General features: G+C 62.1%; 24 protein-coding genes and 1 pseudogene. 9 read left to right on the top strand and 16 right to left on the bottom strand.

The window, feature by feature from the left end:
• Positions 1–45: 45 nt before the first annotated feature.
• The 3 genes from Q0P52_RS05925 (at position 46) to Q0P52_RS05915 (ending at position 2,666) form a co-directional block, all read left to right on the top strand.
• Positions 46–912: an AraC family transcriptional regulator gene (locus Q0P52_RS05925; protein ID WP_293765367.1), complete on the top strand. Its 867-nt coding sequence runs from the start codon at positions 46–48 to the stop codon at positions 910–912.
• Positions 913–988: 76 nt separating this feature from the next.
• Positions 989–2,248: a hypothetical protein gene (locus Q0P52_RS05920; RefSeq protein WP_293765365.1), complete on the top strand. Its 1,260-nt coding sequence runs from the start codon at positions 989–991 to the stop codon at positions 2,246–2,248.
• A gap of 100 nt (positions 2,249–2,348) precedes the next feature.
• Positions 2,349–2,666 (top strand): hypothetical protein, encoded by a 318-nt coding sequence (locus Q0P52_RS05915; RefSeq protein ID WP_293765364.1) that lies wholly within the window; start codon positions 2,349–2,351, stop codon positions 2,664–2,666.
• A gap of 68 nt (positions 2,667–2,734) precedes the next feature.
• Here Q0P52_RS05915 and Q0P52_RS05910 read toward each other — a convergent pair whose 3' ends face one another.
• Complete coding sequence (locus Q0P52_RS05910; RefSeq protein WP_293765362.1) at positions 2,735–3,634, bottom strand: RDD family protein; 900 nt, start codon at positions 3,632–3,634, stop codon at positions 2,735–2,737.
• Positions 3,635–3,737: 103 nt separating this feature from the next.
• Entirely contained in the window at positions 3,738–4,703 is a 966-nt protein-coding gene (locus Q0P52_RS05905; protein WP_293765360.1) for a hypothetical protein, read from the bottom strand.
• A gap of 143 nt (positions 4,704–4,846) precedes the next feature.
• On the opposite strand from Q0P52_RS05905, the gene Q0P52_RS05900 reads away from it, so the two are divergent.
• A complete protein-coding gene (locus tag Q0P52_RS05900; RefSeq protein ID WP_293765358.1) occupies positions 4,847–5,551 on the top strand; it encodes a glutathione binding-like protein in 705 nt (234 codons plus the stop codon).
• A 175-nt stretch (positions 5,552–5,726) separates the two neighbouring features.
• Here Q0P52_RS05900 and Q0P52_RS05895 read toward each other — a convergent pair whose 3' ends face one another.
• The 8 genes from Q0P52_RS05895 to coaBC form a co-directional block, all read right to left on the bottom strand.
• The gene (locus Q0P52_RS05895) at positions 5,727–5,972 is read right to left on the bottom strand and encodes a GlsB/YeaQ/YmgE family stress response membrane protein (protein ID WP_293765356.1); all 246 of its coding nucleotides are present in this window, start codon (positions 5,970–5,972) and stop codon (positions 5,727–5,729) included.
• A 199-nt stretch (positions 5,973–6,171) separates the two neighbouring features.
• Positions 6,172–8,913: a magnesium-translocating P-type ATPase gene (gene mgtA, locus Q0P52_RS05890; protein ID WP_293765354.1), complete on the bottom strand. Its 2,742-nt coding sequence runs from the start codon at positions 8,911–8,913 to the stop codon at positions 6,172–6,174.
• Positions 8,914–9,285: 372 nt separating this feature from the next.
• Entirely contained in the window at positions 9,286–9,660 is a 375-nt protein-coding gene (locus tag Q0P52_RS05885) for a hypothetical protein (RefSeq protein ID WP_293813679.1), read from the bottom strand.
• A gap of 346 nt (positions 9,661–10,006) precedes the next feature.
• Complete coding sequence (locus Q0P52_RS05880; protein ID WP_293765351.1) at positions 10,007–10,333, bottom strand: hypothetical protein; 327 nt, start codon at positions 10,331–10,333, stop codon at positions 10,007–10,009.
• 609 nt (positions 10,334–10,942) lie between these two features.
• Positions 10,943–11,683 (bottom strand): peptidylprolyl isomerase, encoded by a 741-nt coding sequence (locus Q0P52_RS05875; RefSeq protein ID WP_293765350.1) that lies wholly within the window; start codon positions 11,681–11,683, stop codon positions 10,943–10,945.
• Between the two features lie 218 nt (positions 11,684–11,901).
• Positions 11,902–12,882, bottom strand: a complete 981-nt coding sequence (locus Q0P52_RS05870; RefSeq protein ID WP_293765349.1) for a GGDEF domain-containing protein — start codon at positions 12,880–12,882, stop codon at positions 11,902–11,904.
• A gap of 98 nt (positions 12,883–12,980) precedes the next feature.
• On the bottom strand, positions 12,981–13,433 hold the full coding sequence (dut, locus tag Q0P52_RS05865) for a dUTP diphosphatase (protein WP_293765348.1): 453 nt from the start codon (positions 13,431–13,433) through the stop codon (positions 12,981–12,983).
• Between the two features lie 83 nt (positions 13,434–13,516).
• The gene (coaBC, locus tag Q0P52_RS05860; RefSeq protein WP_293765347.1) at positions 13,517–14,698 is read right to left on the bottom strand and encodes a bifunctional phosphopantothenoylcysteine decarboxylase/phosphopantothenate--cysteine ligase CoaBC; all 1,182 of its coding nucleotides are present in this window, start codon (positions 14,696–14,698) and stop codon (positions 13,517–13,519) included.
• 174 nt (positions 14,699–14,872) lie between these two features.
• Between coaBC and radC the strand changes: the two genes are divergently transcribed.
• From radC to Q0P52_RS05845, 3 genes are all read left to right on the top strand, one after another.
• On the top strand, positions 14,873–15,547 hold the full coding sequence (radC, locus tag Q0P52_RS05855) for a DNA repair protein RadC (RefSeq protein ID WP_293765346.1): 675 nt from the start codon (positions 14,873–14,875) through the stop codon (positions 15,545–15,547).
• A 119-nt stretch (positions 15,548–15,666) separates the two neighbouring features.
• A complete protein-coding gene (locus Q0P52_RS05850; RefSeq protein ID WP_293765345.1) occupies positions 15,667–15,918 on the top strand; it encodes a hypothetical protein in 252 nt (83 codons plus the stop codon).
• Positions 15,919–16,113: 195 nt separating this feature from the next.
• Complete coding sequence (locus tag Q0P52_RS05845; RefSeq protein ID WP_293765344.1) at positions 16,114–16,488, top strand: oxidoreductase; 375 nt, start codon at positions 16,114–16,116, stop codon at positions 16,486–16,488.
• 240 nt (positions 16,489–16,728) lie between these two features.
• Here Q0P52_RS05845 and Q0P52_RS05840 read toward each other — a convergent pair whose 3' ends face one another.
• The 5 genes and pseudogenes from Q0P52_RS05840 to Q0P52_RS05820 form a co-directional block, all read right to left on the bottom strand.
• Entirely contained in the window at positions 16,729–17,340 is a 612-nt protein-coding gene (locus tag Q0P52_RS05840) for a 3'-5' exonuclease (protein ID WP_293765343.1), read from the bottom strand.
• The gene (locus Q0P52_RS05835) at positions 17,340–19,145 is read right to left on the bottom strand and encodes a putative nucleotidyltransferase substrate binding domain-containing protein (RefSeq protein ID WP_293765342.1); all 1,806 of its coding nucleotides are present in this window, start codon (positions 19,143–19,145) and stop codon (positions 17,340–17,342) included. Before Q0P52_RS05835 ends, Q0P52_RS05840 begins: the two co-directional genes overlap by 1 nt.
• A gap of 265 nt (positions 19,146–19,410) precedes the next feature.
• Positions 19,411–20,103, bottom strand: coding sequence for an aquaporin Z (aqpZ, locus tag Q0P52_RS05830; RefSeq protein WP_293765340.1), 693 nt, complete (start codon positions 20,101–20,103; stop codon positions 19,411–19,413).
• 270 nt (positions 20,104–20,373) lie between these two features.
• Positions 20,374–21,147, bottom strand: a pseudogene (locus tag Q0P52_RS05825) (class II glutamine amidotransferase); the annotation flags it as partial.
• A gap of 92 nt (positions 21,148–21,239) precedes the next feature.
• Positions 21,240–22,676 (bottom strand): PLP-dependent aminotransferase family protein, encoded by a 1,437-nt coding sequence (locus tag Q0P52_RS05820; RefSeq protein ID WP_293765336.1) that lies wholly within the window; start codon positions 22,674–22,676, stop codon positions 21,240–21,242.
• 237 nt (positions 22,677–22,913) lie between these two features.
• Here Q0P52_RS05820 and Q0P52_RS05815 point away from each other — a divergent pair, with 237 nt between their 5' ends.
• Positions 22,914–23,537, top strand: coding sequence for a LysE family translocator (locus Q0P52_RS05815; RefSeq protein WP_293765334.1), 624 nt, complete (start codon positions 22,914–22,916; stop codon positions 23,535–23,537).
• A gap of 110 nt (positions 23,538–23,647) precedes the next feature.
• Positions 23,648–25,033, top strand: coding sequence for a glutamate--tRNA ligase (gltX, locus tag Q0P52_RS05810; RefSeq protein ID WP_293765332.1), 1,386 nt, complete (start codon positions 23,648–23,650; stop codon positions 25,031–25,033).
• Between the two features lie 125 nt (positions 25,034–25,158).
• Here gltX and Q0P52_RS05805 read toward each other — a convergent pair whose 3' ends face one another.
• Entirely contained in the window at positions 25,159–26,547 is a 1,389-nt protein-coding gene (locus Q0P52_RS05805; RefSeq protein WP_293765330.1) for an amino acid permease, read from the bottom strand.
• Between the last annotated feature and the right edge of the window lie 95 nt (positions 26,548–26,642).

The raw sequence follows: 26,642 nt of genomic DNA, 5'->3' as shown, positions 1-26,642 counted from the left end.
GGCGCGCCGCTGCGGCATAGTTTGTGCGTCAACGGAGAGGAATGGATGAAAGATGCTCGTCAAACGGCCTATGCAGCGCGTTTCAACAGGGTGCTGGATTACATCGAGGCTCATCTCGATGAAGCGCTGGATGTGGAATCGCTCAGCCAGGTAGCGCATTTTTCCAAGTTTCATTTCCATCGGCAATTCACCCAATATATCGGGATCAGTCTTGGCCGGTACATCCTGCTGCTGCGTCTGCGGCAGGCCAGTTACCGGCTGGCGTTTGATCGTCGCTCCAGGGTGATCGACATCGCGCTGGCCGCCGGGTTTGAAAACCCGGAATCTTTTGCGCGGGCGTTCAGGAATACTTTCGGAGTGTCGCCCAGCGCTTTCAGGCGGGGGCCGGACTGGGAGGCCTGGCACCTGCGCTATCAATTCCGCGCCCCGGAAAGGAACATCAAGGTGCACGTAGAAATCATCCATGCCGATACCGTACTGATTGCGGTGAAGGAACATCGCGGGCCGGTGGAACGGCTCAACGACTCGGTAGCCAAGTTCATCGAATGGCGCAAGGCTACCGGTTTGTCGCCCAAGGACAGCGCCCGCACTTTCGGCATTGCCTTCGACAATCCGGACACCACGGAGCCGGCGCTGTTTCGCTTCGATATCGCCGGCGAAATCAAAGACAGCGTGCCGGGCAATGAATGGGGGGTTATCGGCAAAACCTTGCCGGGCGGGCGTTGCGCTCGGGTGCGGCATCTTGGCTCGCATGCGCGCATGGGCGACAGCATCTATCCGCTTTATCGCGACTGGTTGCCCTCCAGCGGCGAGGAGTTGCGAGATTTTCCACTGTATTTCCACTACCTGAATCTGTTGCCGGATACGCCGGAGGCGGATCTGGTAACGGACATCTATCTGCCGCTGAAGTAAACGGTACGTTGCGCCGTGCCTTGCCGGACTGCATGCTGCTCGGGTATAAGCGGTTTTTTGCCTTGCGGAGCTCGTCATGTCCCATCGGCCCGGGTTGCTGAGTCTGTTTTGCTGTTTGGCGGGGCTGTGCGCACTGCTGTCGTCCATGCCGGCGCGCGCTGGTGATGCTGTGGAGTTGTTGTTCTGGAGCCGGGACTATCAAGGCAGCATTGCCGGCAAGGCGGTGACGGTGAGTCTCACGCGCTTGGCCGGCACTATCTCTGGACAGTACTGCTATTTGCCGTGTACCGAAGCCAAGCGCAGCCGCTTGCAACTGACCGGGAAGCTGTTGCCGGATGGTCGGGTAATGTTGGCCGAAAGGGATATCGGCGATGGCAAGACGCAGGGCAAGGCCAGCGGTCAGTGGCGCGGCCTGTTGCAGGGCGAGGCCCTCAGCGGCGACTGGCTGTCGCCGGACGGCAAGCGCCGGGCGCCCTTGCTGTTGACGCAGTGGCGTGAGAACCGACCCTTCCCTTATGAGATTCGTCTGCTGGCCAGTGGCCAGCCCAAGGACGACGACCGTTGCAACGATGTGCCGTCCGTCAGCGCCATCCGCCTGTATGACAAGGGACGGCTGGTGCAGGAGCTGGCTACTGATTCGCAGGGTACGTGTTCCATGTTCCTGCCTGAGACAGTGGACGCCAATTTTGACGGCTGGCCTGATCTGATGCTGGCGCAGACTTTGCCCGCCGGTCCGAATATTCCCTATCAGTTTTGGCTCTATAACCCGAAAACCCGCAGGTTTGTCGAAGCGCCGGAGCTGAATGAAGTAAGTTCGCCGATGTTCGACGCCGCCAACAAGGTGGTATGGACGGCTTGGCGGGCCAGTTGCTGCGAGCATGGCGTCACCACTTGGCGCTGGCAAGGCGGCAAGCTGGTGGAGGGCGAGAGTCAGAGCAGTTATGTGTTGCCAGTGATGGATGGCGCGGTGCGGCGTTATTGTTACGTGGTGCCAGACTACGACAATGGCGCCATCGTGTTTCGCGACCGGGTGGAGCAGGGGGTGGACGGGCGTTTGCGCCTGTCTTTTTCCGACCTGAAAGACTGCGAGGCCAAGGATGACTTCATGCCGGAGCGCGCGGCGCTGGAGGTGTGGCGGCAGGATGCCGCCAGCGGCCAGTGGCGGGTGGTGCGGCGTGAGGAGCCCGGCTGGAAAAAGACCGCCACCGCCAAGGGCGCGCGCTGGTGTCGCGAATTGCCTTTCTTCGACAAAGGCCGCATCCGCCGCATCGTGTTGCAGGACGATCCCGACAATTGCGAAACCAGCGATCCGGATCAGCCGGCTTCGGCCAACTAGGCGGCGCTTGCCTGATTCGCCGCTGGCTTGCGCCATGGTGAATGGACAAGCGCCTCTTCCGGCCCCACCATGCCTGCCAAATGAATTCATGGAACCCGCAATGAGCGACAAACCCGCCATCGATTTGAAGGATTATCGCCAGCCCATGGTGACGTCCATCGGCGTGATCCTGGGCTTTCTCATCGGCTTTCTCGGTCAGTGGGTGACCGAGAGCGATTTCAATCTGACGCGGCTGGACGACCGCATCGTGTTTTTCGGCAGCCTTGCCGGGGCGGTGTTTCTGTTCGTCGCCTTGTTTCGCATGCTCAATATCGTGCCGGCCGGCGATGTGGTGGCTTACTACCGCCGCACGCTTTCTATCTATATGTGCGGCGTTCTTCTGGCGTTCAGCAGCATTTTGCTCTCGGCGTTCGTGTAGGCCGCCACGCGGCGGGAACCCCATTTTGCGCCCCCCAACGGCCTTCGTACTGATTGGGTGGCAAGGGCTCAGGGAGCGAGGGCGGCCCATTCTGCTTGGGTGTGGTGGAAGTTGCTCCAGGTCATGCCGCTGGCCAGGCCCAGGTTGAAGCCATGGCCCAGGTTGACGATCAACTGACCGCCCGGCGGCAGCATGATGTGCCCGCTGGACAAGGCGGCGTTGGCGACGCGGGCGGCCATGGCTTCGCTCAGTTGCTGCTTGTCGAGCGGGCTGACGTTGAGTGACAGGTAGTGCTTGTCGTTGATGGTGGTTTGTTGAAGATTGAGGCTGGCATTGCCCAAGTCGGCTTTAGTGTGGATGTCTTGCAAGGCGGCCATGATATTGCTGGGATTTTCCAGCGGCAGCTTGTGCTTCAGGTAGACGCTGACGAGTAGGGTGAGCAGCAGGGTGGCGATGAGGCCTGCCGGCTGCCAGCGCTTGGTGGCCGGTAGTGTGAAGTGCCGATTGTTTTCCATGACCACCGTGGTGCGGCTCAGCAAGTCATGCGGCAGCATCCCCTGTTTGCGATAGCAAATCGCCATGTAAACCGTAGCCCAGAAAAAACAGAGCGCGACAAAGCCTGCCAGCCAGTTTATCCATTCAAAGGCAAAGCCAATGCCATTGCAGGAAACCAGCAGCGCTGCCGGCGCGCTGCGGAGGAAGCTGAGCGGGATGCTTGGCAGGGGGCCGTCTTGCCGTCGTACCTCGATTTTGAGGAATTTCTTGCCGAAGGACTGACCGCCGCCATCAATGCTGTCCAGCAACCCGAAATACGGCCAAACCAGCGCCAGCGTGATCAGCCGGCCCCAGTTGCCGATGATGGTAAGCCAGTCAGTGAAGGCGAAGCCGATCACCCACAGCGGCAGCATCAACAGCAGGCAGTCGATGAGAAAGGCAATGGCGCGTCGCCAGACCGGGGCGTAAGGCATGGGTATTGTCCTAGCGTAAAGGCAAGGACAAAAGCATAGTAGGTGCTTGCCCTCTTGTCATCGAGGCGCTGCAGGCGGCTTGCCAGCCTTTTTGCATGTTGCCTCAAGAGGAAGGCTTGTGTTTTGGGGCGCGCTTCAGCCATGGCGAGTCCGGGCTCCAGAACAGGATGTCGGCGCCGAGGTAGTCTTCGGCAAACCGGCTGAATTCCTGTCGTGTGAAAGGTTTGCCGGTTTTGGGATTGGTGTAGCTGAGGGTGGGCTCTTGCACTGCCATGGCCACCAGGCTCAACTGCCCCTTGTTGCTGTGAAAGAAAGGGTAGGAGTTGGCCATCTGGCCCTTTTTCCAGGGGACGACGTCAGGGCCGCCAAGGCCGACGCCCACTGCTTTGGCTTCGGCGAACAGGCGGGACATGTAGCGGTGATCGTTCTGCCATTCGCAGGGCCAGAAGTTGACGTACTGCACCACGGCGGAATGGGTGAAAACGCGCCGGGCGTGGCGCATATTGTCCAGCTCCGCCTGAAAGTAGGCATCACAGGAAAAACCGTCCTGCTGCCGTTTGGGGTCGATGTCGATGGCGGTTTCCGGCAGGTTGACGCCGGCTACGCGGCCATCGAAAGCCTTGGCCAGCGCGCTCAGCAAGGCCTGATAGCGCAGGCGTACCGGTTCGCGCCACTGCATGGCTACCCAGCCTTGCGCCTTGGCTTTGCCTTCGCCCGGATTGTCCCATTGCGGGGCGAGGCCGCCGTGGTAGGCGGGATCTTGCAGCAGGTAGTCGGGCAGATGGCGGGCGTCCGGGGCGAAGAAGCGGTCCTGTATCTGGATGAACAGCTTCTTGCCGGATTGCCGGGTGAGGGCAAGGTCTGCCTCGATGCGAGAGAAGTCGTAAACGCCGGGGGCGGTTTCCAGCATTTTCCAGTTGTACACCACCTGTGCGCCGGCGATGTCCGGGCGCTGCAGCAGACTGTTCAGGCGCGGCAAATCGCCGGAGCCGGTGTAGAGGTAATCCTGCGGCGCGGCTTGTGCGCCGGCGCTGGCCAGCAACAGGGCGGTGATGAACAGACGGGGCATGACGGTCTCGCATGGCGTTGAAGGAGGGATGGAGTGCGCGGCGAGGCGGCAAGTTCCAAAACCCTGATGCCGGGTGGGGCGACAAGCGGCGGCGAAGGGCGCTATAGTTTTTGTCTTTCCCCACCTCTTGCTCAGGAGCGACTATGAGCCAGCTTGACGCCTTTCCGATTACCCGCAAGTGGCCGGCGGCCCACCCCGACCGCCTCCAGCTGTATTCGCTGCCGACGCCCAATGGTGTGAAAGTGTCCATCATGCTGGAGGAAATCGGCCTGCCTTACGAGGCGCATCTGGTCAGCTTTGAACGCAACGACCAGTTTTCCGCCGAGTTTCTTTCGCTCAATCCCAATAACAAGATACCCGCCATTCTCGACCCGGATGGCCCCGGCAGCCAGCCGTTGGGCTTGTTTGAGTCCGGCGCCATTTTGTTGTATCTGGCGGAGAAAAGCGGTCAGCTGTTGCCGGCTGATCCGGCGCGCCGCTATGAAACCCTGCAGTGGTTGATGTTCCAGATGGGCGGCGTGGGGCCGATGTTCGGGCAAGTGGGCTTTTTCCATGTGTTTGCCGGCAAGGATTTCGAAGACAAGCGCCCGCGCGATCGCTATGTGGCGGAAGCGCACCGCTTACTGGGTGTGCTGGATCAGCGCCTGCAAGGACGGGACTGGCTGATGGGGGATGAGTACACCATCGCGGACATCGCCACCCTGCCGTGGGTGCGCAATCTGGTGGAGTACTACAAGGCGGGCGATCTGGTGGGTTATGCCGACTTCAAACAGGTACAGCGCGTACTGGCGGCGTTTGTGGCGCGCCCGGCCGTGCAGCGAGGTTTGCAGATTCCGCCGCGCGGCTAAGCGTGCCCGCGCTGCTGAAAAAAAGAGCCTGCCCTGCGGCAGGCTCTTTTTTATGTAGCCTGAGAGCCGTTGGCAAAGCCGGGCGACGCCCGGGTCGATGCCCACGGCGCGGATAGCGTTTGCAGTACATCAGGCATGCGCAAGGCCGCGGCGTTTCGGCTGGTTTGAGGAAGTTTCAGGCGCGTTTGAACATGCGGACCAGCAACAGCAGCACTACCGCGCCGATGGTGGCCACCAGAATGCTACCGATCAGGCCGTCGCCGGTGGCGATGCCCAGGGTGCGGAACAGAAAACCGCCGACAAAGGCGCCAATTACGCCAATGCCCATATCGGCCCAAAGACCGAAGCCGCCGCCTTTGACCAACAGGCCGGCCAGCCAGCCGGCCACCAGGCCAACAATCAGAAACCAGAGCAGATGCATAGAGTGTTCTCCCTGTAGAGCGGTCGTCAGGGGTGACCGTGCGTGCAGGCTAGCAGGGCTTTATTTGTGTGTAAATGATTTAATGAGATTATTTATTTTGTTGTTAATTGCAAGGCGGGCGCAGGGAGTCGCAGTCAGTTTTGCATGAAACAACAAGGGCCGCGCAGGTTATGGGCGGCCCTTGTTGCGTTTCAACGGGTCAGAACCACTGGCCGTAGCGACGGATGTAGATCGTTTTCACCAGTTGCGTCAGCGTCATGTAGCCGGCCATGGTGGCCAGCAGCCAGAGGAAGTAGCTGCCGTCCAGCTGGATGAAGCCCAGGCTGGTTGCCAGCGGCGAGAAGGGCAGCCAGCAGGCGATGACGATGGCCGTAGTGGTGGACAGCATCACCGGCAGCGAGGCCGTGCTCTGCAAGAACGGGATCTTGCGGGTACGCAGCATGTGTACTACCAGTGTCTGCGATACCAGCCCTTCGATGAACCAGCCGGAGTTCATGATCAGCTGGCCGGCGTCGCCGCCGTGCAAGTGCCAGGCCGCGCCGGCGCCGAACACTGTCCACATCAGGTAAAAGGTGGTCATGTCGAACACCGAAGAGGTGGGGCCCAGCCACAGCATGAAGCGGCGGATATTGCCCGGTTCCCATTTGCGGGGCTTTTTCAGGAAGTCCGGGTCCATCTTGTCCCAGGGCAGGAACATCTGCGACAGATCGTAGATAAGGTTTTGCAACAGCAGCTGCATGGCCAGCATCGGCTGCCATGGCAGCCAGGCCGAGGCCACCAGCACCGAAAACACGTTGCCGAAGTTGGAGCTGGCGGTCATGTTCAGGTACTTGAGGATGTTGCCGAAGGTTTCGCGGCCTTTCACCACGCCTTCTTCCAGCACCAGCAAGCTCTTTTCCAGCAGGATGATGTCGGCGGTTTCCTTGGCGATGTCCGCGCCACTGTCCACTGAAATGCCGACATCGGCGTCGCGCAGCGCGGGCGCATCGTTGATGCCGTCGCCGAGAAAGCCTACGGTGTGGCCGTTGGCTTGCAGGGCTTTGACCACGCGGGATTTCTGCAGCGGCGTCAGTTTGGCGAAGACCGTGGTGTGTTTTACCGCGCGCTGCAGCGCGGGATCGTCCATGGCGGCGATATCGGCGCCGATCAGCGGCGCACCCGGGTCCAGTCCTACATCGCGGCAGACTTTGGCGGTAATGACCGGGTTGTCGCCGGTCAGTACTTTCACCGCCACGCCATAGTCGCGCAGCGCCTTGATGGCTTCGGCGGCGGAGTCTTTCGGCGGGTCGAGGAAGGTGAGCAGGCCGTGCACGGTCAGGCTGTGTTCGTCGGCCGGCAGGTAGCGGTCCTTGCTTTCGGTGGGGCAGATGTCGCGGCTGGCCACCAGCAGCACGCGGTAGCCATCGGCGTTGTATTCGCTGGCCAGTGCTGTCAGCGCCTGACGGGCGGCGGCGTCCAGCGGCGCGACGGCGCCGTTTTGCATCACGTGGCTGCAGACCGCCAGCATTTCTTCCACGGCGCCCTTGCTTACCATCTGCTGGCTACCGTCCGTGCGGCGCAGCACCACCGAGAGGCGACGACGCACAAAGTCGAACGGTAGTTCATCCACCTTGCTCAGCCCGGCGTCGTCGGGCTTGTGTCCCAGTGCGGCGGCGCGTTCCAGCACGGCGTTGTCCATCAGGTTTTTCATGCCGCTCTGGTGCGCGCTGTTGAGCCAGGCCAGGCGCAACACGCTTTCATCCTTGCGACCGGTGGCGTCCAGGTGGTGTTCGAGGATGATGCGATCCTGGGTCAGTGTGCCGGTCTTGTCGGTGCACAGCACGTCCATGGCGCCGAAATTCTGTACGGCATTGAGGCGTTTCACCACCACCTTGCGGCGGGCCATCGCCACGGCCCCCTTGGCGAGGTTGGCCGAAACGATCATCGGCAGCATTTCCGGGGTCAGGCCAACAGCCACCGCCAGGGCGAAGGTGAGGGCGGACAGCCAGTCGCCCTTGGTCAGACCGTTGATCATGAAGACCACCGGTACCATCACCAGCATGAAGCGGATCAGCAGCCATGACACGCTATTGACGCCGCGGTCGAAGCTGGTTTCCACCCGCTTGACCGAGGTGACGTTGCGCGCCAGCGCGCCGAAGTAGGTGTGGCTGCCGGTAGCCACCACCACGCCGCGCGCGGTGCCGCTCACCACATTGGTGCCCATGAAGCAGACGTTGGACAGGGAGAGTAGGTCCTGCTTGTCCTCATGCGTTGCGGCGGCGGATTTGCCGGCCACCGCGCCCAGCGTGTCGTACTTCTCCACCGGCAGTGCTTCGCCGGTCAGCGCGGCCTGGCTGATGAAAAGATCGCGCGATTCGATCAGCCGCAGATCGGCCGGGATCATGTCGCCGGCTTGCAGGTGAACGATGTCGCCAACGGTCACGTCCTGCATCGGGATGTCCTGCCGCACAGCCGGGCTTGTGGCGGTGAAGCGGCGTTGAACGGTGGCGCTGCTGCGCACCAGCGATTTGAGTTGCTCGGCGGCGCGGGCGGAGCGGAATTCCTGCACAAAGCGCAGCAAGCCGCTGATGGCCACCATGCTGGTCATGATGATGACGCCGGTCCAGTCCTGATCGTCCGGCTCGGCCAGGCGCACATCCAGCACATAGCTGATGGCGGCCAGGGCCAGCAGCACCATCACGAAGGGGTTGTTGAAGGCTTGCAGCAGTTGCCGCAGAGGGTGGGGCGGTTTGTCGTGGGCCACTTCATTGCGACCGTGGCGGATCAGACGGTCGGCGGCTTCGGCGCTTAGCAGGCCTTCAGGGTGGCCACCGGTGTGTTGCAGGACTTGGTCCACGCTTTGGCAGGCGGCGTCCTGGATGCGAACGGTGCCGTCTGCTTTGGCGTCAAGGCCGGCGATGAAGCCGCGCAGTTTGCGGCGATTGAGGTTTTTTTGCTGCATGGGGTGCTCCTGGCGGCAAGCTGCCGGCGGCCGTCTTCGGCCAACGTCGGTGCGCTGTCGCGGTGGCGTGTTGTCTGATTGGTGTGTGGCGCATGCCGGCATTGCCGGCGGGTATGGGTCCGTAACTGTCGTCGCTCATGGCGTTCTCCTGGTGAGTGCGTGGGCCAGCCGTGCCCCTGCCGGGGCACTGGCATGGATGACATCCGCTAACAAGAATCCTGATCCTGCGTTGCGCCTCATTGCCGGACAGCAAGTGCGGCCTGTGTCGGCGTGCCGGGCTCAGGTTTTTTGCGAGGTAGTGTTTGCGGCGCAAGCAGGGTGGCGTTGCGCCCTGGAGCTGCCCGCCCCGGATATTCGGGGCGGGCGCGATAGTCAGCCGCTGGGCAGCAGGGCGCTGGCTCGCATGGCGTTGCCGTCAGTCGGCTGACTGCGGCGACTCCAGTGCAGGCGTTGCGCCGCCGGGTGGCGGCTCAGCCTTTGCAAGCTCAGTCGCAGGGCTTCTTCCGTGGAGGCGGCGCAGCTGACTTTCATGATTATGGTAACGTCATCAAAACTTCCAGGCGAAGCTGTCTGCGTCAATTCTCCGATTTTTAGCCCCAGGCTGTGAAAATCGGTAAAAAGCTGGCGACGCAGGCGTGGCATGTCAGCGCTGCGGCCTTGCAGGGAAATGTGATAAAGCGCTTCGGGCCGTGGGCAAATGCGGGCCGCGGCGCGGCGCGGCAGCAGCCAGTCGAAGAGGATGCGCATGCTGTTCTCCTGTCGGTGCGGCCATTGGCGTTTCCGCGGTGGCCGCTTCAAGCGGGATGGGGTCTGCCGGCTAGCCGGCGGTGTGGCCCGCGCCTTGTTGAACCTGTTCGATCGCTGCTGCGCGATAGTGATACGGCTTGGAAGCCAGCTGCAAAATGCGCATGTGCCCTTTGGGAGCATGCCGTTTTTTCAGCCATGTTTCGCACAGGCTGGCGAGGCCTTGATCAGGTTCTTCGGCGATCCCGCTGTGCGGAGAATCAGCCGGTGAGGATGGCGCGGGCCTGGGGTCGCGGTCGAGGGTCGTCGGACATGTCAGGCTCCTTGCAGTTGTTGGCGGGTGCGGGTATCAGTGTGCCGCGCTCTGGCTCAGGCTGACCCGGTGGATCGCGGGCAGTTGGCTCAGCCGGTTAGCCAGGCGCTGGCTGCGCTGTTTTGCATCGGGTGTCTGTCCCAGTGTCAGGCACAGGCTGGCGGGCTTGTCGTGACTGGCTGGTGTGGCCACCATGCCGACAGTAGTCAGTCCGTGAGCCTGAACCTCTTGCGCCAAGAGCAGGCGCAAGCGGGTCATGGCTGGTTGCTCGCAGCAGACGGTCAGTCGCCAGGCATCAGGCTGGCAAGCCTGCTTTGCGCCGCGGCTGCGCAGCAGGGCGGTCAAGAGTCGGGTATTGGGCATCATCGCCTCCTGTCAGCGTGCAGGAAGGACGTGGGGATCTGGCGGCGACATCGCCGGTGCCATACGGGATGGCAGGAGAAATGGGGAATCGGCTTGGCGGCTGTTGCGCCATGAATGCCGCATCCATGCGGGGCGGGATGCGGCAGCGAAATGCTGCTGGGGAAAGCGGGACGGTTTTCGGGGAGTGAAAACGCTTGTCCTGTCAGTCCTGCGTCCTGCCCGGCGGTGTCGCGATGCAAGATCGACTACATCCGTCGTTGTTCACGTTGAACCTTTGCAGTTTCAGATAACCCAGCAACTATAGTGTTATTTCTCTTGCAGGGCAAGCTTATTTTTTAAAATGTCTTTAAATTTATGTTTTTGTTTTAATTCGTATTTATTGCACAAAAAATGAATATGTCATTATTTTGGTGCTGTTCGATAGTAAAGTAGCGCGCCTGATGGTTTGCGGCATGGCTTACAGGGGGGCTTGCGATCACGGCAAGTTTGCGGGGCAATGGCCGTGTCGCCTTGCGGGAATGACGGGCGCAAAAAAAAGCCGGGTTCCTCCGGCTTTCTGGTCTTCGGCAAACATCGGACCCGGTCCGCGTTGCTCAGGCTTGAATAGCCTCAGCCTTGTAGGCTGGGCATGGCATAGCCTTCGATCTTGGCGGCTTCCACCAGCGAGGCCAGGTATTCATGCATTTTTTTGCTGCCGGCCATCTGGGTCAGGTATTGCTGCAGGCGTTCCTTGATGTCGTCAAACGACACCAGACCGCCTTCGGTGCGCTGTTCGACGGCAATGATGTGGTAGCCGAACTGGGTCTGCACCAAGTGCGGGGTGATGGCGCCGGCGTCGGTGCTGAATACGGCTTGCTCGAATTCCGGCACCATTTGACCACGGCCAAACTGGCCCAGGCTGCCGCCTTGTTGGCCGGACGGGCAGGTGGAGTGCTCGCGCGCCAGGTCGGCAAAGCGCGATGGGTTGGCCTGTACTTCCGCCAGCACGCCTTCTGCCTTGGATTTGGCAAGCATGTTGGACAATTCGTCGCCGGCGCCCAGCGGGAACAGGATATGGCTGGCCACGGCGGATTCGCCGCTGCTGAAGCGTTCCGGGTAGCGGTCGTAGAATTCGCGGCAGGCGGTTTCGTCCACCGGGTCTACCTGGATTTCCTTGTCCAGCAGCGCGCCGATGGCGGCATTGGCGTTGACGGTGTCGATGCCTTGTTCGCGGGCTTTTTGCACCAGCAGTTCGCGCAGGACCAGTTCCTGGATGGTGGCGTCGCGCGGATTGGGCGCGTCGGCATGGTTGTCCTGCTCGGCTTGCACCATGGCTTCGGTGATTTCGACGCCGTTGACGGTAATGGCCATGTGAATGTCCTTGAGTGATGAGTAAGGGTTACGCAGTATCGTACGGCGCGGTGAATCCGGCATTTAAGGCGGGCGCGACGGGGATGTCAATAGCGCTGTCGTTGCGTCGCCGGGGCTTTGGCCCGCTGACAAAACCGTGGGTGGCGGGATTCGCCGTCGTAGACAGAAGAGGGGCAGGCAAGCGCGCCATATGGCGGTGCGGATTGCGTGCGCAGGCGTCAGAAGAGATCGATGTCGCTGCTGGGCGCTTGCACCACGCTGACCAGCCCCTGGGCTTCCAGCGTTTCATAGGTGCAGGCCTGATTGCGGCCATGCTGTTTGGCGTAGTAGAGCGCCTTGTCGGCCCTCTCCAGCGCTTCCGATGGCATGCGGCAGCCCTCAAGCGCGGCAAGGCCGATGCTGGCGGTGACCTGTGGTACTTGGGGAAAATGGCTGCTGGCAAGGCTGCGGCAGAAGGCCTCTAGCTGGGACAGCGCCTGCTCGCCGTCGCGCGCCAGCAACAGCAGGGCGAATTCCTCGCCGCCGTAGCGGTACAGTCCGTCCTCCGGGCCAAAGTGGCGTTGCATGTACTGTCCCAGCATCAGCAGCACTTCGTCGCCGATCAGATGCCCGTAGCGATCGTTGACTTGTTTGAAGTGGTCGATGTCCAGCAGGGCGAGAAAGCACCGGCGTCCTCGCTGAGGGGCTTGGGAAAGCGCGCGGAACAGGTGTTGGTCGAACAGTCGGCGGTTGCCCAGCCCAGTCAGTTCGTCGCTGTCCGAGACATGCAGCAGGCCGAGGAAGTTTTCGTGAATGCGCGCCAGAGCGGTCAGCAGCCGGGTGTCGGGCTCGCTGTCGTCCACCATGTTTACCAGCAGCACGCCGATGACCTGGCCCTGATGGTAAAGGGGGACACAAACGCCGGTGTCCATCTGGTAGCAGTCCTGACGCGGCAGTTTCTGCTCGATGATGGGCAGCAGGGCGGCGCCGGGCAGTCGCCAGGGCGCTAGCTCGGCATCATCTCTATCGGCCAACGGTCGCCACCACGGTCTGCCGTCTATCCACCGGCAGTTGTAGAGGGAGACGGTAGCGCCGGGCAACAGGTCGCGCAGCGTGGTCAGCAGGGTCAGCTGCAGATGGCGGCGCTCTCTTTGCGCGGTGAGGTCGATCAGCCCGTCCAGCAGTTCGGGCAGGTGGGAGTCGTGCAAGGTGTCGTCCATGGGGCTTGATCCGGCAGGCGGGTGATCAACTGGCTGATGCGGCAGTATAAGGCTTGATCACCACGTCTGTCGGACATTCATGCGAATGGCATGGAGATTCAGTGGCGGCCAGTGCTGCCGAAGCCGCCCTCGCCGCGTTCGGAGCCGGCGAAATCGTCCACCACGTTGAAGGCAACCTGCACCACCGGGACGATGATCATCTGCGCAATGCGCTCCATGGGAGTAAGGCGGAAGGACTCGTGGCCGCGGTTCCAGACAGATACGAACAGCTGTCCCTGGTAGTCGGAGTCGATCAGTCCCACCAGATTGCCCAATACGATGCCGTGTTTGTGGCCAAGGCCGGAGCGCGGCAGGATCATCGCCGCCAGGCCGGGATCGGCCAGGTGGATGGACAGGCCGGTAGGCACCAGCTGGGTTTCGCCGGGATTGATCAGCATGTCCTTGTCGATGGCTGCGCGCAGGTCCAGGCCGGCGGAGCCGTTGGTGGCGTAATCGGGCAGGTTTTCCTTGAGGCGAGGGTCAAGGATTTTCACGTCTACTACGGGTTTCATGGCAATGCTTCCTGAAAAGGAGTGGGCAGGCTGGCGGCACGGCCAACCTTGTCGAAGTGGGTCTGTCGGTCGGTTGTGGGAATTCAGCGGCTGGCCATCAAGGCCGCCATCCGCGCCACGATGGCTGCGGCGACGTCGGCTTTCGGCATCTCGGGCAAGGGGTGCTGGCCTTCGTCGTCCAGCAGCACCACCTGGTTACTGTCCGAGCCCATGGCCTGTTGGGCAAGGTTGGCCACCAGTAGAGGTACTTTCTTGCGACGGCGTTTGTCTTCGGCGAACTCCAGCAGATTCTGGCTCTCGGCGGCGAAGCCCACACAGAACGGCGCGGCGGGCAGCCCGGCCACGGTGGCGAGAATGTCCGGGTTTTCTTCCAGCTCGATGACCGGCGCGCCTGCGCCTTTCTTGATTTTATGCTCTGAGCGGTTTTTCACCCGGTAATCCGCCACTGCCGCCACGGCAACAAAAACATGGCTGGCGCCGACTTCGCTCATCACCGCATCGTGCATCTGGCGCGCGCTGGCCACATTGATGCGCGTCATGCCGAGAGGGGGTTCCATGCAGGTAGGCCCGGAAACCAGCGTGACCTCGGCACCGGCGTCGCGACAGGCGCGCGCCAGCGCATAACCCATCTTGCCGGAGCTGATGTTGGTGATGCCGCGCACGGTGTCGATGGCTTCATAAGTGGGGCCGGCGGTGATCAGTACTTTCTTGCCGCTCAGCAGGCGGGGGGCGAAAAAACCCTCCAGCAGTTCGGCCAGCGCCTCGGGTTCCAGCATGCGGCCTTCGCCCACCTCGCCGCAGGCCTGCTGGCCGGCGTCCGGCCCCCAGACCTGTACGCCGTCTGCGCGCAGCTGGGCCACGTTGCGCTGGGTGGGCGGGTTTTGCCACATCTGGCGGTTCATCGCCGGCGCCACCATCAGAGGACAGGTGCGGGCGGCTGCCAGCGTGGAGATCAGATCATCGCAAACGCCGTGCGCCAGCTTGTACAGCATATTGGTGCTGGCCGGCGCAATGAGAAAGGCGTCGGCGCGGCGCGACAGCTCGATGTGGGCCATCGCATTGTCCGGGCGCGGGTCCCACAAGCCGGTGTAAACCGCATGGCCCGACAGGGCCTGGAAGGTGACCGGTGTGACGAAGCGGGTAGCGGCTTCGGTCATCACCACCTCCACGTGATGGCCGGCTTTCACCAGCAGGCGGACAAGCTCCGCCGCCTTGTAGGCGGCGATGCCGCCGGTTACGCCCAGCAGGATGCGTCTGGCTGTCATGGGGGTCTCGTCTGGGATTGCGATAACGGCGAAGTGTACCGGAAATCTGTGCGGCTCTCGACGCTGGCAGAAGCCTCGTTGCTGGCCCAAGGGAGGGCGGCTGTTTACAAAAGGTAAAGATATGATGATTGCCCTCGGCCCCAGGACGGGCTATAGCCAAAACAGGGATGACGCATGGCGATCAATGACTGGCCCGAAGACGAAAGGCCGCGAGAACGATTGTTGTCGTTCGGCCCGCAAGCGCTGAGCGATGCGGAATTGCTGGCCATTTTTCTGCGCACCGGCATGCGCGGTCTGTCGGCGGTGGATCTGGCGCGCGGTATGTTGGGGCATTTTGGTTCGCTGGCGCGCTTGTTGTCCTGCTCCTTGGCTGAATTCAGCGCGCAGCCCGGCATGGGGCCGGCCAAGTACGCGCAGCTGATGGCGGCGCGGGAGTTGGCGCGGCGCGCTTTGGCCGAAGAAATGAAGACGGAGGATGTGCTGGGCAGTCCGGACGCCGTGCGCCAGTATTTGCGGCTGACGATAGGCCGGCGCGATGTGGAGGTGTTCCTGGGCGTGTTCCTCAGCGCTAGGCATCAGGTGATTGCAGTGGAGGAGCTGTTTCAGGGCACGCTCACCGAGGCTAGGATTTATCCGCGGGAAATCGCCCGTCGCTGTCTGACGCACAATGCGGCGGCGCTGATCGTGGCGCACAACCATCCGGCGGGCTCGGTTGAGCCGTCGGCGGAGGACCGGGCCATGACGGCCAGTCTGAAACAGGCCCTGGCGCTGGTGGACGTGCGCTTGCTGGATCACTTTGTGGTAACGGGCAGCCAGACGGCGTCGTTTGCCGAGCGTGGCTGGTTGTGATGATGTTCCGGGCGTTTCCGGTGTTCTGGCGGCCTGACAGTGCCGCCCGGGCTGACGGGCGTCGGGCGCTGGACACTGTCTGAAGACGTATCCCTCACCGCATCATCAAGGAGGCTGCCATGGACATCCTGCGTTTACTGAACGAGTCGGATTACATCCAGGTGAACAACCAGTTCATCAAGCCTGACCAGCACGGCGTGTCGGAAGAGTTTGCCGATGAGGACGACATCGTGCTGGAAGCCCGCTTCGATGGACAGGAGCTGGTGTTGACGCTGGGCGATCTGGAAGACGCCACGCCGCTGGCCGACGGCGGTTTCTGGCTGGAGGGCGTGGGCTATTTGCGATTCCTGTCGCGACAAAGTCTGCATTGACGCGCCAGACCCGGCATCAAGCCTGTTCTGGTTTCTTTTTCGGGCCCGGCCAAGCCGGGCCTTGTCGTTGGCGAAAGCCCCGTGTTGCCGAATTCCATTCTGTTTGACCTTGAGCAATAAAACCGCCGGCGGCTTGCTGTTAGAGTGGCGGCTCTTATTCTAAGGGCATAACGCCTGCGGTGACTTGAGGGTTACATGGAAAAATTCAGAATCGGCATGATCGGTGCGGGCGAAACCGGTACGCCCCTGTTGAGGCAGCTGCTGGCAGCGCCTTTCGTAGAAATGGTGGGCGTGGCCGATCTCAATCTGAGCCTGCCGGGCATTGCGCTGGCGCGCGAACATGAAGTGCCGGTAACGGACAACTTCATTGAAATCGCCGAGCAGGGCGATACCGTGGATGTGATTATCGATGTGACGGGCTCGCGCAAAGTGCGGGAAGATCTGCGCCGTTTCATGCAGTTTTCCGGCAATACCCATACCGTGATCGTGCATGAGCGCGTTGCCTTGCTGCTGATGTCGCTGGGCGCCGGCGAGCTGGTGGGTACTCGTCACGACGAAATGGGTTATTAAGCCGAAACAGAGTTGTGCCACCTGCCTTGGAGGCATGGTCAACGCGAGGGTGCGGGAGGGAAACCTCCCGCTTTTTTATTGCCCCTGCGCCAAGGTTGGCCGAAGCGGGCCGGATAGTTGCGGCTTCAGCGTCGCCAGCAAAAGCCGGTAGAAGCCCTGAGCCAGGGTGCGCCGGTGCAGGCAGTACTCTTTGGCCGGCAAGGAGGTGCAAGGCAGGAGTTGGGGTTTTGTTGGCGAGTCTTAGCCGAAGCCTCGTCGCTGCAGGCTCAGATAGAGCATGCCGGCGGTGATGGCGTCGTTGAGCGCATCGTGCCGGGGCAGGGCGGGGATGGCCAGATCGTCTACCAGCACCGCCAGACGCAGGTCGATGTAAGCGCCGGGGTTTTGCTTGAATTTGTAGTCGTAGTAGCGTCCGGAAATTTCAATCTGCCGGTTTGGCAGGCCGATGCCGGCCAGCTGGCGCACGTATTTGTTCAGCACCGCCACATCGTATTCCAGGTAATAGCCCACCAGCGGGCGACCGCCGATAAAGTCCAGCAGTTGCGCCACCGCTTGCAGCGGTTCTTCGCCCTGAGACACATCCATGGGTCGCAACCCGTGCACGCTGACATTGCGGCTGTCCAGTTTGCCGCTGGGTTTGACCAGCAGGTAAAAGCTCTCGCTGGCGAGGATGCGGTTGCCGCGCAGCTTTACCGCGCCAATGGACAGCAGTTCTGCATCCGATACTTTCAGGCTGGTGGTTTCACAATCCAGGCTGATGAGCTCGTCGGAGGGCGGGGTGTCGAACAAGCTGGCGTAACGCGGATCTTTGAGTCGCCCGCGCTGCCATTGGCGCTTGAGCCGGGCTAGCATCAGAAGCTCCCCAAGCGATAGTGATGGCGCAGCTGGGTGCGGAATTTTTTCACCACCGCCAGTGCGTCTTTCAGTAGGTCGCGCTCCAGTGTGGACAGTTTGTCGGGCTCTACCGAGTTGCCGGGCTGCGCGCCCAGCGACAGCTTTTCCAGCCCCTGGCTCAGTTTGAGCGTCAGCAGGAAGGTGAGCGCGCTGCTGATGTCGGCGGCCAGATCCCGTTCCAGATGGCCGGCTTCGGCCAAGGCTTGCAGGCGATCAAAGGTATTGCATTCGGCAAGGCCGTATTCCAGCGCCATGGCGCGCACGCCGTGCACCAGCGGAAAGATGCCGCCCTTTTTCAGGTCCAGCAGCGATTTGCCGTCGCGCTCCTTGGTTTGCAGATGGGAGAACAGGCCCAAAGGGGTGTCGAATTGCTCAATGGCGCGGGCGAAGCGCGAGAAAAAGCTGGCGTCGTCGCGCAGTTGCTGCAACAGATAGTGGCGGCAGCTTTCCAGCAGGCTGGCGTCGCCGGCCACGGCTTCCGCATCGACGAAAATGGCCATGTTCATCATGGAAAGGCCGTCCGGGCTGTAGATCCATTGGTGGATCTGGTCGCGCCAGGCATGTTCGGTCAGTCGCCATTCCGTGTTGCTGACCATGATGCGGCCGGGGCAGGGCGGGTAGCCGAAACTGGCCAGCGCGGCCGAAAAGCGGTCGCACAGCAGGTTGATATCTGGCCAGACAAAGCCGTCGCGCAGGATGAGGGCGTTGTCCTGATCGGTTTTGAGAATTTGCTCGCCGCGTCCTTCCGAGCCCATGACCAGCAGACAGCTGTTGTCGATGAGATCTTGCGGCGCCAGCAATTGCCAGGTGCGCAGGAACAGGCGGGCGTTGAGCGTTTGCACCAGCCGCCCCAGTTGCGGCGCCTTGACGCCGTGGCCGGACAGGATTTGCACCAGCCGGGTGATCTGGCCCGCCACTTCGGCCAACTCTTCCAGTGTTTCAGCCCTATCCAGCCGTTGGGCGATGAGGTGGGAGTGGTTGGAGAAGTAGGACAGGATGTCCACTTGCGACAGGATGCCCACCGCCTGGCCCTGCTCGGTGACGACCAGCCGGCGGATATTGCGGCGGGTCATCAGCAGCAAGGCGTTGAAGAGGAAGTCGTCCGCGTCGACGGTGAGCAGCTCAAAGCGGCACAGTTTGGCCAACGGCGTGTCGCCGGGCGTGGCGTTGAGCACCACATCGCGAAAATCGGTGGTGGTGAAAATGCCCAACCGGCCATCCTGACGCACCAGCAGGGATTTGACCTTGCGCTCCTTCATCACCCGGGCGGCGTCGCGCACGCTGATATCGCCATCGACAAACACCGGTGTGCGTCCGCCCACATCGCGCACGGTGGCGGTAAGCAGGGTTTGCAGCTCGCGGTTGCCGGCGCGCAATGCCAGCGAACCGAATTTCTCCGACACGCTGGCGTAGAAGTAAGCTCCGAAACGCGGGTTTTGTTCGGTCAGCGCCATGACGGCATCGCGCGGCAGCACATGCACCAGCGCTTCTTCATGCACCACGAAACGGTGCGGCGTCTGGCCTGCCACCATGGCGCGGGCGTCGAAAGTATCGCGCTCGCGATAGTAGGCAATCACTTCGTCGCCGGCCATTTCCCGTACGATGCCCTTGAGCACCACATACAGGGCACCCACCGGCTCGCCATGCGCGAGGATGGCTTCTTCATCGCCAAAAAACTGGATGTCGGCGGCTTTTTCCAGGATTTGCTGTTCGGCCGGCGAGAGAACGTCAAACGGCGGGTGGCTGAAGTCGAATCTGCTCATGGCGGCTCCGTAGTCGGTATATCCCTCTTTTGACAAGGGCTTTGCCATCAGCATAACGGCTTGCCGGCCTTCGGCAAACCCCTGCGCAAAAAAGCCGCCCAAGGGCGGCTCTCACGCTGAAGCAGCAATGCGGTTTGCTAGTACAAAACCCGGCGCAGCCGGGGCTGTGTTGACCGGTTTTGACCGGTCGACTTCCCCTCTCGCGCCAGCCAATGGTCTGTTGCGCGCAAGCTGGCCCGCTTTCTTTCCGGCAGACGGGAGGAGATCAGACCTCGCGGTCGTCGCTGATCAGCCGCCAGGCGGCCGCGCCGATCAAGGCACCGGCGATGGGCGCCAGCCAGAACAGCCACAATTGCTCCAGTGCCCAGCTGTCTGTGAACAGGGCCACGCCGGTGCTGCGCGCCGGATTGACCGAGGTATTGGTGACCGGGATGCTCACCAGATGGATCAGCGTCAGTGCAAGGCCTATGGCGATGGGCGCGAAGCCAGCCGGGGCGCGGGCGCTGGTGCTGCCCAGAATCACCAGCAGGAAGAAGGCGGTCATGACCACTTCGCACACCATGCCGGCCAAGAGGGAGTAATGGCCGGGCGAGTGCGCGCCAAAGCCGTTGGCGGCAAAACCGGCGCTGGTGCTGAAACCGGGTGCGCCGCTGGCGATCAGGTAGAGCACGGCGGCGGCGGCGATGGCACCAGCCACTTGGGCGATGATGTAGGGCAGTACCTGACTGGCCGGAAAGCGACCAGCGGACCACAAGCCGACGGATACGGCCGGATTGAGGTGACAGCCGGAGATGGGGCCGATGGTGTAGGCCATGGTCAGTACGGTCAGACCGAAGGCCAGCGAGACGCCGGCGAGTCCGATGCCAACGCCGGGAAAGGCCGCGGCCAGCACAGCGCTGCCGCAGCCGCCCAGCACCAGCCAGAATGTGCCGAGAAATTCGGCGCCATAAGCTTTCATATGTATTTCCTCGTTAGGATTGATGCGCCCGCGTCACCGTGGATGGCGAGGGGCGGCTGACGCTGGTCAGCGACATGCCCGCAGCCTGGCCGGGCGCGGGCGCGGGGCAGGCTGAGACGGGCGGCGCGGGCCGCTTTTATTGTGTTGATGCAGGGGAAGTCGGCGAGAAGCCGTGGAGAACGGACATGCCGACTGCCAGTCGCTGATCGATGACCGGCAGTCTAGGTTAATTCAGTTTTTGTGTAAAGTGAATTAATATTTTTTTTCTAATGGCACATTGCTTCGCAACACCGCACCATCCCGCAGCAGGACCAGCTGGCCGGGCGGCAGCGCCTGCCAGTTTTCGTTGTCGGTCAAGGGTTGGGTGGCTACCACGGCAACCAGGTCGCGCGGGGTGGTGACGGTGGAGAAGTCGATGGTGACATCGTTGTCCACCAGATGGGCGGTGTTGAACGGGGCTTGGCGGATGATGAGATGCAGGTTGGTGGAGCAATGGGCGAACATGATTTCGCCATTGCTGAGGATGAAGTTGAACACGCCGTGGCTGTGCAGTTCCGCCGCCAGCCGGCTGACTTCGTCAAACAGTTCATCCAGCGAGGGCGGACTGCACCACTTGCTGCGCAATTGCTCCATCAGGTGGCAAAAGGCGGCTTCGGAATCGGTAGTGCCAACGGGATTGAAATGGCAACCCGGGGTGGGTTGAAAGGTTTTCAGGTCGCCGTTGTGGGCGAAGATCCAGTATTGGCCCCACATCTCGCGCATGAAGGGATGGGTATTGGCCAGATTCACCACGCCCTGGGTCGCCTTGCGGATGTGGGCGATGACATTGCGCGACTTGATCGGATACTGGCGCACCAGCTGCGCTACGGGTGACTCCACCGAGGGTTTGTCGTCCAGCAGCAGGCGGCAGCCGCGCCCTTCAAAGAAGGCGATGCCCCAGCCATCGGCGTGGTGGTCGGTGAGTCCGCCGCGGCGGTGGAAACCTTCAAAAGAGAAGAGGATGTCGGTGGGCGTATTGCAGTTCATGCCGAGCAGCTGGCACATGGGATCACTCGCAAAGAAACGGGGTTGTTACAGAAAAATGGCGCAGCGGCCAGCATAGGCCATTTTGTCGTTGTCGGACAATGCATTGTCGCTCATAAGCTTCCCATTCCCATTGCGCTGGCGATTTCTCCTACGCGTACCAGCGCTCTTTCGTAGGCTTCGTTCCAGGGGTAGCAGCAGGACAAGCGCAGGCAGTTGCGGTAACGGCCGCGCGCGGAGTACATCACGCCGGGCACCACGGTGATGCGCTCGGCAAGGGCGGCGTGGAACAGATCCAGCGTGTCGATGCCGGATGGCAGCTCCACCCATAGCAGGCAGCCGCCAGAGGGCAGGGTGGCGCGGGTGCCTTGCGGAAAGCGGGCGGCCACGGTGCCGCGCAGGCGCTCCATCTGGCTCATGAAGTGGCGACGGATCAGCCGCAGGTGGTGGTCGTAGCCGCCGGTTTCCAGATATTCGGCCAACGTTTCTTCCAGCAGGCGCGGCTGCGCCAGGGAGCTGGCGCACTTGAGCCGCAACACTTCGCCGGCAAAGCGGCCGGCGGCAATCCAGCCAATGCGAAAGCCCGGGGCTAGCGTCTTGCTGTAGCTGGAGCACAGTAGCACCCAGCCATCGTGGTCGAAAGCCTTGACCGCATCCGGTGTTTGCGCGCCGTAGTGCAGGTCGGCGTGCGGCGCGTCCTCGATCAGCGGCACGCGGTAGTCGTTCATCAGCTTCGCCAGTCGCTGCTTGGCTTCCGGCGGCATGGTGCAGCCCAGCGGGTTGTGTACCGTCGGCATGGCGACGACCGCTTGCAGGCGCTTTTCCGACAACAGCAGTTCCAGCGCGTCCAGCGCCAGCCCGCTGCCGGGGTGGGTAGGAATTTCGATCACCGACAAGCCCAGGCTCTTGAGCAGGGGCAGCAGATAGAAATAGGTGGGCGATTCCAGCCCCACGGTGTCGCCCGGCTTGCAGACGGCGCGCAGCGCCAGTTGGAGGGCCTCGGAGCAACCGTTGGTGATGACGATATCGTCCGGCGCCAGCACGCAGCCCCAGCTGACGGCGCGCTGGGCGATTTGCCGGCGCAGCCTTTCCGAACCCGGCGGGAAAGGATAGTCGGTGGTCAGCTCGGGCTGCTGGCGCAACAGGCGGCCCATGATGTGCTTGAAGCGGGTGGTGGGGTAGAAGTCGCTGCCACGCGGGCTGGCCAGCGACAGGTCGATGAAGTCGGCCGAGGTTTGCAGGCGCATCACCGCCTCGATGTGGTCCACCACCTCGCCGGTGGGGGCGGCTTCGCTCTGGCGGCGCATGCGCGGCAGGGGTAGGTTGGCCGAAGCCTTCACATAAAAACCGGATTGCGGCCTGGCTTCGATGAAACCACGGTCTTCCAGCGTGCGGTAAGCCTGCAGGATGGTGGACGGGCTGACCTTGTGCATGTCGCAGGCCTTGCGCACCGAGGGCAGGCGCTGGCCCGGCTGCATGGCGCCGTTCTGGATCAGGGTGATCCATTCATTGACCAGCTGTTGGTACAGCGGCTCTGTTTGTTCGCTCATGAGGGCTCCGGGCGTGGCATCGGCACAGTTTGCCGGCAATTTGACCATAACAGTTTGCGCAATATAAAACTGTTATGGTTTCAATTCAATTTTTCTGAATCTGTTACTGGTTGTGCCGGGGGCGTACCATGCCGGTTGTCACAAACATCAAGCGTCGCCGCCGGTAATTATCGGGGTGCGCCGGGGCCACAAGCCGCCGGGCGCCGGGCGGGACGCAGCCCTTGTCCGGAATGCATCATGAATTTCATCGCACTTGCCACCTATCTTCTGGTGATGTCCATCACCCCTGGTCCCAATAATCTGGTGCTGGCCACGTCCAGCGTGAATCACGGTTTCTCGCGCACCATGCCGGCCATGCTGGGCATGGCCTTGGGTTTGTCATTGCAAGTGGGCATTCTCACGGTGTTTCTGGGTAGCCTGGTGTCGCTGATTGCGGCGGTGCAGGTATGGCTGGCGGTGGCGGGTTGCCTCTATTTGTTGTGGCTGTCCTGGGGGATGGCGCGCGCCGGCCGTGCGCAGGACGGCGACAGCGACAGCAGGCCGATGGGTTTTGCCGGCGGTCTGGTGTTCAACTGGCTCAATCCCAAGGTGTGGCTGATGGGTTTCAATATTGCTGTGGTGTTTCTGCCGGCGCACATGGACCCGCTCAAGGCCGGCTTCCTGTTTGCCCTGCTGACTTTTGTCGTCGGCTTGCCTTGCATTGCGGTGTGGGCCGGCAGCGGCGTTGCCATTCGTCGCTGGCTGGATTCGCCGCGCCGTTTGCGCGTGTTCAATTGCGGCATGGCCGCCATGCTGGCCGGCACTGCGCTGTGGCTGCTGGCGCAAATGCTGCCCGCGCCGATGCTGGCTGGCGTTATCTGACCCGCTGGCGCTATGCCGCGCACGTTTTCCGCCGGGCCCGCATTTGCGGGCTTTTTTGTTGGCGGCGTACAATAGCGGTCTTTCGCTGACATTGCCGGACCCGACACATCATGATCCGTACCCGCTTCGCTCCCAGCCCCACCGGCTATCTGCACATCGGTGGCGTGCGCACCGCGCTCTTCTCCTGGGCCTATGCCCGCAAGAACAACGGCGTTTTCGTGCTGCGCATTGAAGACACTGACCTGGAACGCTCTACTCCCGAGTCGGTGAAGGCCATCATGGACGGCATGCACTGGGTGGGTCTGGATTACGACGAAGGCCCGTTTTACCAGACCCAGCGCTTTGACCGTTACAAGGAAGTGATCCAGCAACTGCTGGAAAGCGGGCACGCCTATCGTTGCTACTGCAGCAAGGAAGAGTTGGAAACCATGCGTGCCGAGCAGGAAGCCCGCGGCGAGAAGCCGCGCTACGATCGCCGCTGGCGTCCGGAAGACGGCAAGTCCTTGCCGCAGCCGCCCGCAGGCGTAGAGCCGGTGATTCGTTTCCGCACCCCGCTGGACGGCGTGGTGGCGTGGGACGACGCGGTGAAGGGTCGCATCGAATTTTCCAATACCGAGCTGGACGACCTCATCATCGCTCGCCCGGACGGCAGCCCCACGTACAACTTTTGTGTGGTGGTGGACGACTGGGACATGCAGATCACCCACGTGATCCGCGGCGACGACCACGTCAACAACACCCCACGGCAGATCAACATCCTCAAGGCGCTGAACGCGCCGCTGCCGGTGTACGGCCATCTGCCGATGATCCTCAACGAGGATGGCCAGAAGATGTCCAAGCGGCGCGACGCCGTCAGCGTGGTGGACTACGCCGACAAGGGCATCTTGCCCGAAGCGCTGCTCAATTATCTGGCGCGCCTGGGCTGGGGCCATGGCGACGACGAATTCTTCTCCATGGAGCAATTTGTCGAATGGTTCACCCTGGAAGCAGTCAGCCCTTCGGCCAGCCGCTTCAACCAGGAAAAATTCATGTGGCTGAACGCCCAGCACATCAAGGCCGCCGACAATCAGCGTCTGGCCGACCTGATTGCGCCGCGCCTGGCCGCCGCTGCGGTGGATACCGCTGCCGGCCCGCTTCTGGCGGATGTGGTGGCGCTGGTGAAAGAACGCATCCAGGACCTGAACGCACTGGCGGTTGAGGTGGATTACTTCTACAAGAAACGCGAACCGGCTGCCGCCGATGTGGAAAAACATCTGGCCGGCGACGCCGTGGCGCGCATGGGCCGCTTTGCGGACAAGCTGGCCGCGCTGGACAGTTGGACTGCCGAAAGCATCCACGAGCTGTTCAAACCGTTCTGCGCCGAAGAAGGCATCAAGATGGGCCAGCTGGGCATGCCCTTGCGCGTGCTGGTGTGCGGCACCACCCAGACCCCGTCCGTGGACGCCGTCCTGGCGCTGATCGGCAAGGAAGAAGTGCTGCGCCGCCTGCGCGCCTGATGGCCTCAGGCAAAGGTTGGCCGAAGGCATAGCGGCCAGGCCATGAAAAAGCCACCCGCAAGGGTGGCTTTTTGTTTATGCGGAACAGCGGTAAAGCTCATCGGCCAACCTTGGGTCGGCAGGGTTTATCCGCCTTGCCGGGCCAGCTCTGCCTGAGCCGGCTTGCGCACCAGATAAAACAGCGCCACCAGCAGTATCAGGAAGGGCAGGCCGAACACCAGAGTCATGCGGAACACGTCGGTAAAGGCGGTGGTGACCAGAATGGCCAGCATCAGCAGCAAGCCTAGCAGCGTGGAGGCGGGGAACAGCGGCAGACGGAAGGACAACGGCTGTGCCGGGTGGCTGTCGTGATGACGGCGGAAGAACCAGTGGGTGAGGAAGATCATCATCCAGGTGAACAGCGCGCCAAACATCGACAGCGACATCATTAGCGTAAAGGCCTGATCCGGAAACAGCGCGTACACGGCGGCGGCAAGCGCGATGCCGCTGCAGGACAACAACAGCGCGTTGCGCGGTACGCCGCTGGGGGTGAGACGGCCCAGCGCCGCCGGCGCGTCGCCGCCGCGAGACAGGCTGAACATCATGCGGGTGGTGATGTAGAGCTGGCTGTTCATGGCGGAGAGCGCGGCCACGATCACCACGAAATTGAGGATGCCGGCGGCGTAGGGGATGTTCAGCACCTGCATCACCGTGACGAAGGGGCTGTTGCCCTTGCCGATGTCAGCCCAGGGCACGATAGCCACGATCAGCGCCAGCGAGCCCAGATAGAACAGCACCAGGCGGACAATGGTGGCGCGGAAAGCCTGCCGCACTGCGGCTTCCGGGTTTTCCGCCTCCGCAGCGGCCACGGCGATCATTTCCACGCTGAGGTAGCTGAAGATGGAGATCACCACCGCCACCCACATGCCCCAGCTGCCATGCGGGAAGAAACCGCCATTGGCCGTGTAGAGATGTAGGCCGTATTCCGCATGACCGCCGCCAAACACGACCCAGGCGCCCAGAATGATGAAGGCGAGGATGGCAAACACCTTGATGGCGGAAAAGGTGTACTCCACCGAGCCGAAGGCCTTGACGCTCATGGCGTTGACGCCGATCAGCGCGCCGGAAAACAGGACGATCCAGCTCCACGACGGCACGGCCGGAAACCAGTAACGCATGTACTCGGCCACTGCCGTCACTTCCGTGCCAACCGCCATGACAATGCAGGACCAGTAGGCGTAGCGCACCAGGAAGCCCGCCAGCGGGCTGATGTAGTGCTCGGCGTAGGCACCGAAGGAGCCTGAGGTGGCGTGGGCGATGGTCATCTCCGCCAGGCAGCCCATCAGCAGCAAGGTGATGAAGCCGCCTATGGCGTAACTCAGCAGCACCGAGGGGCCGGCAAAGCCGATGGCGAACTTGCTGCCCAGAAACAGGCCGGTGCCGATGGCGCCGCCAATGGCGATCATGCTCATTTGCCGCGCGGACAGGCGGCGTTGCAGGCCGCTTTCGCGCGCCTGGATCTTGTCAAAGCTCATGGTTTCTCCTCCATGTGTGTCGAGCCTGACGGACTGGCGCCTTTTTCTCGGGACGCGACTCTCCCCGGATGCACTCAAGTCCGTTGTTGCGGGTT

It is taken from the genome of uncultured Aquitalea sp., from assembly GCF_945957525.1.
In the GTDB taxonomy this organism is placed as follows: domain Bacteria; phylum Pseudomonadota; class Gammaproteobacteria; order Burkholderiales; family Chromobacteriaceae; genus Aquitalea.
Note: the sequence above shows the minus strand (reverse complement) of the source record. Positions and strands in the feature narration are given on the sequence as shown.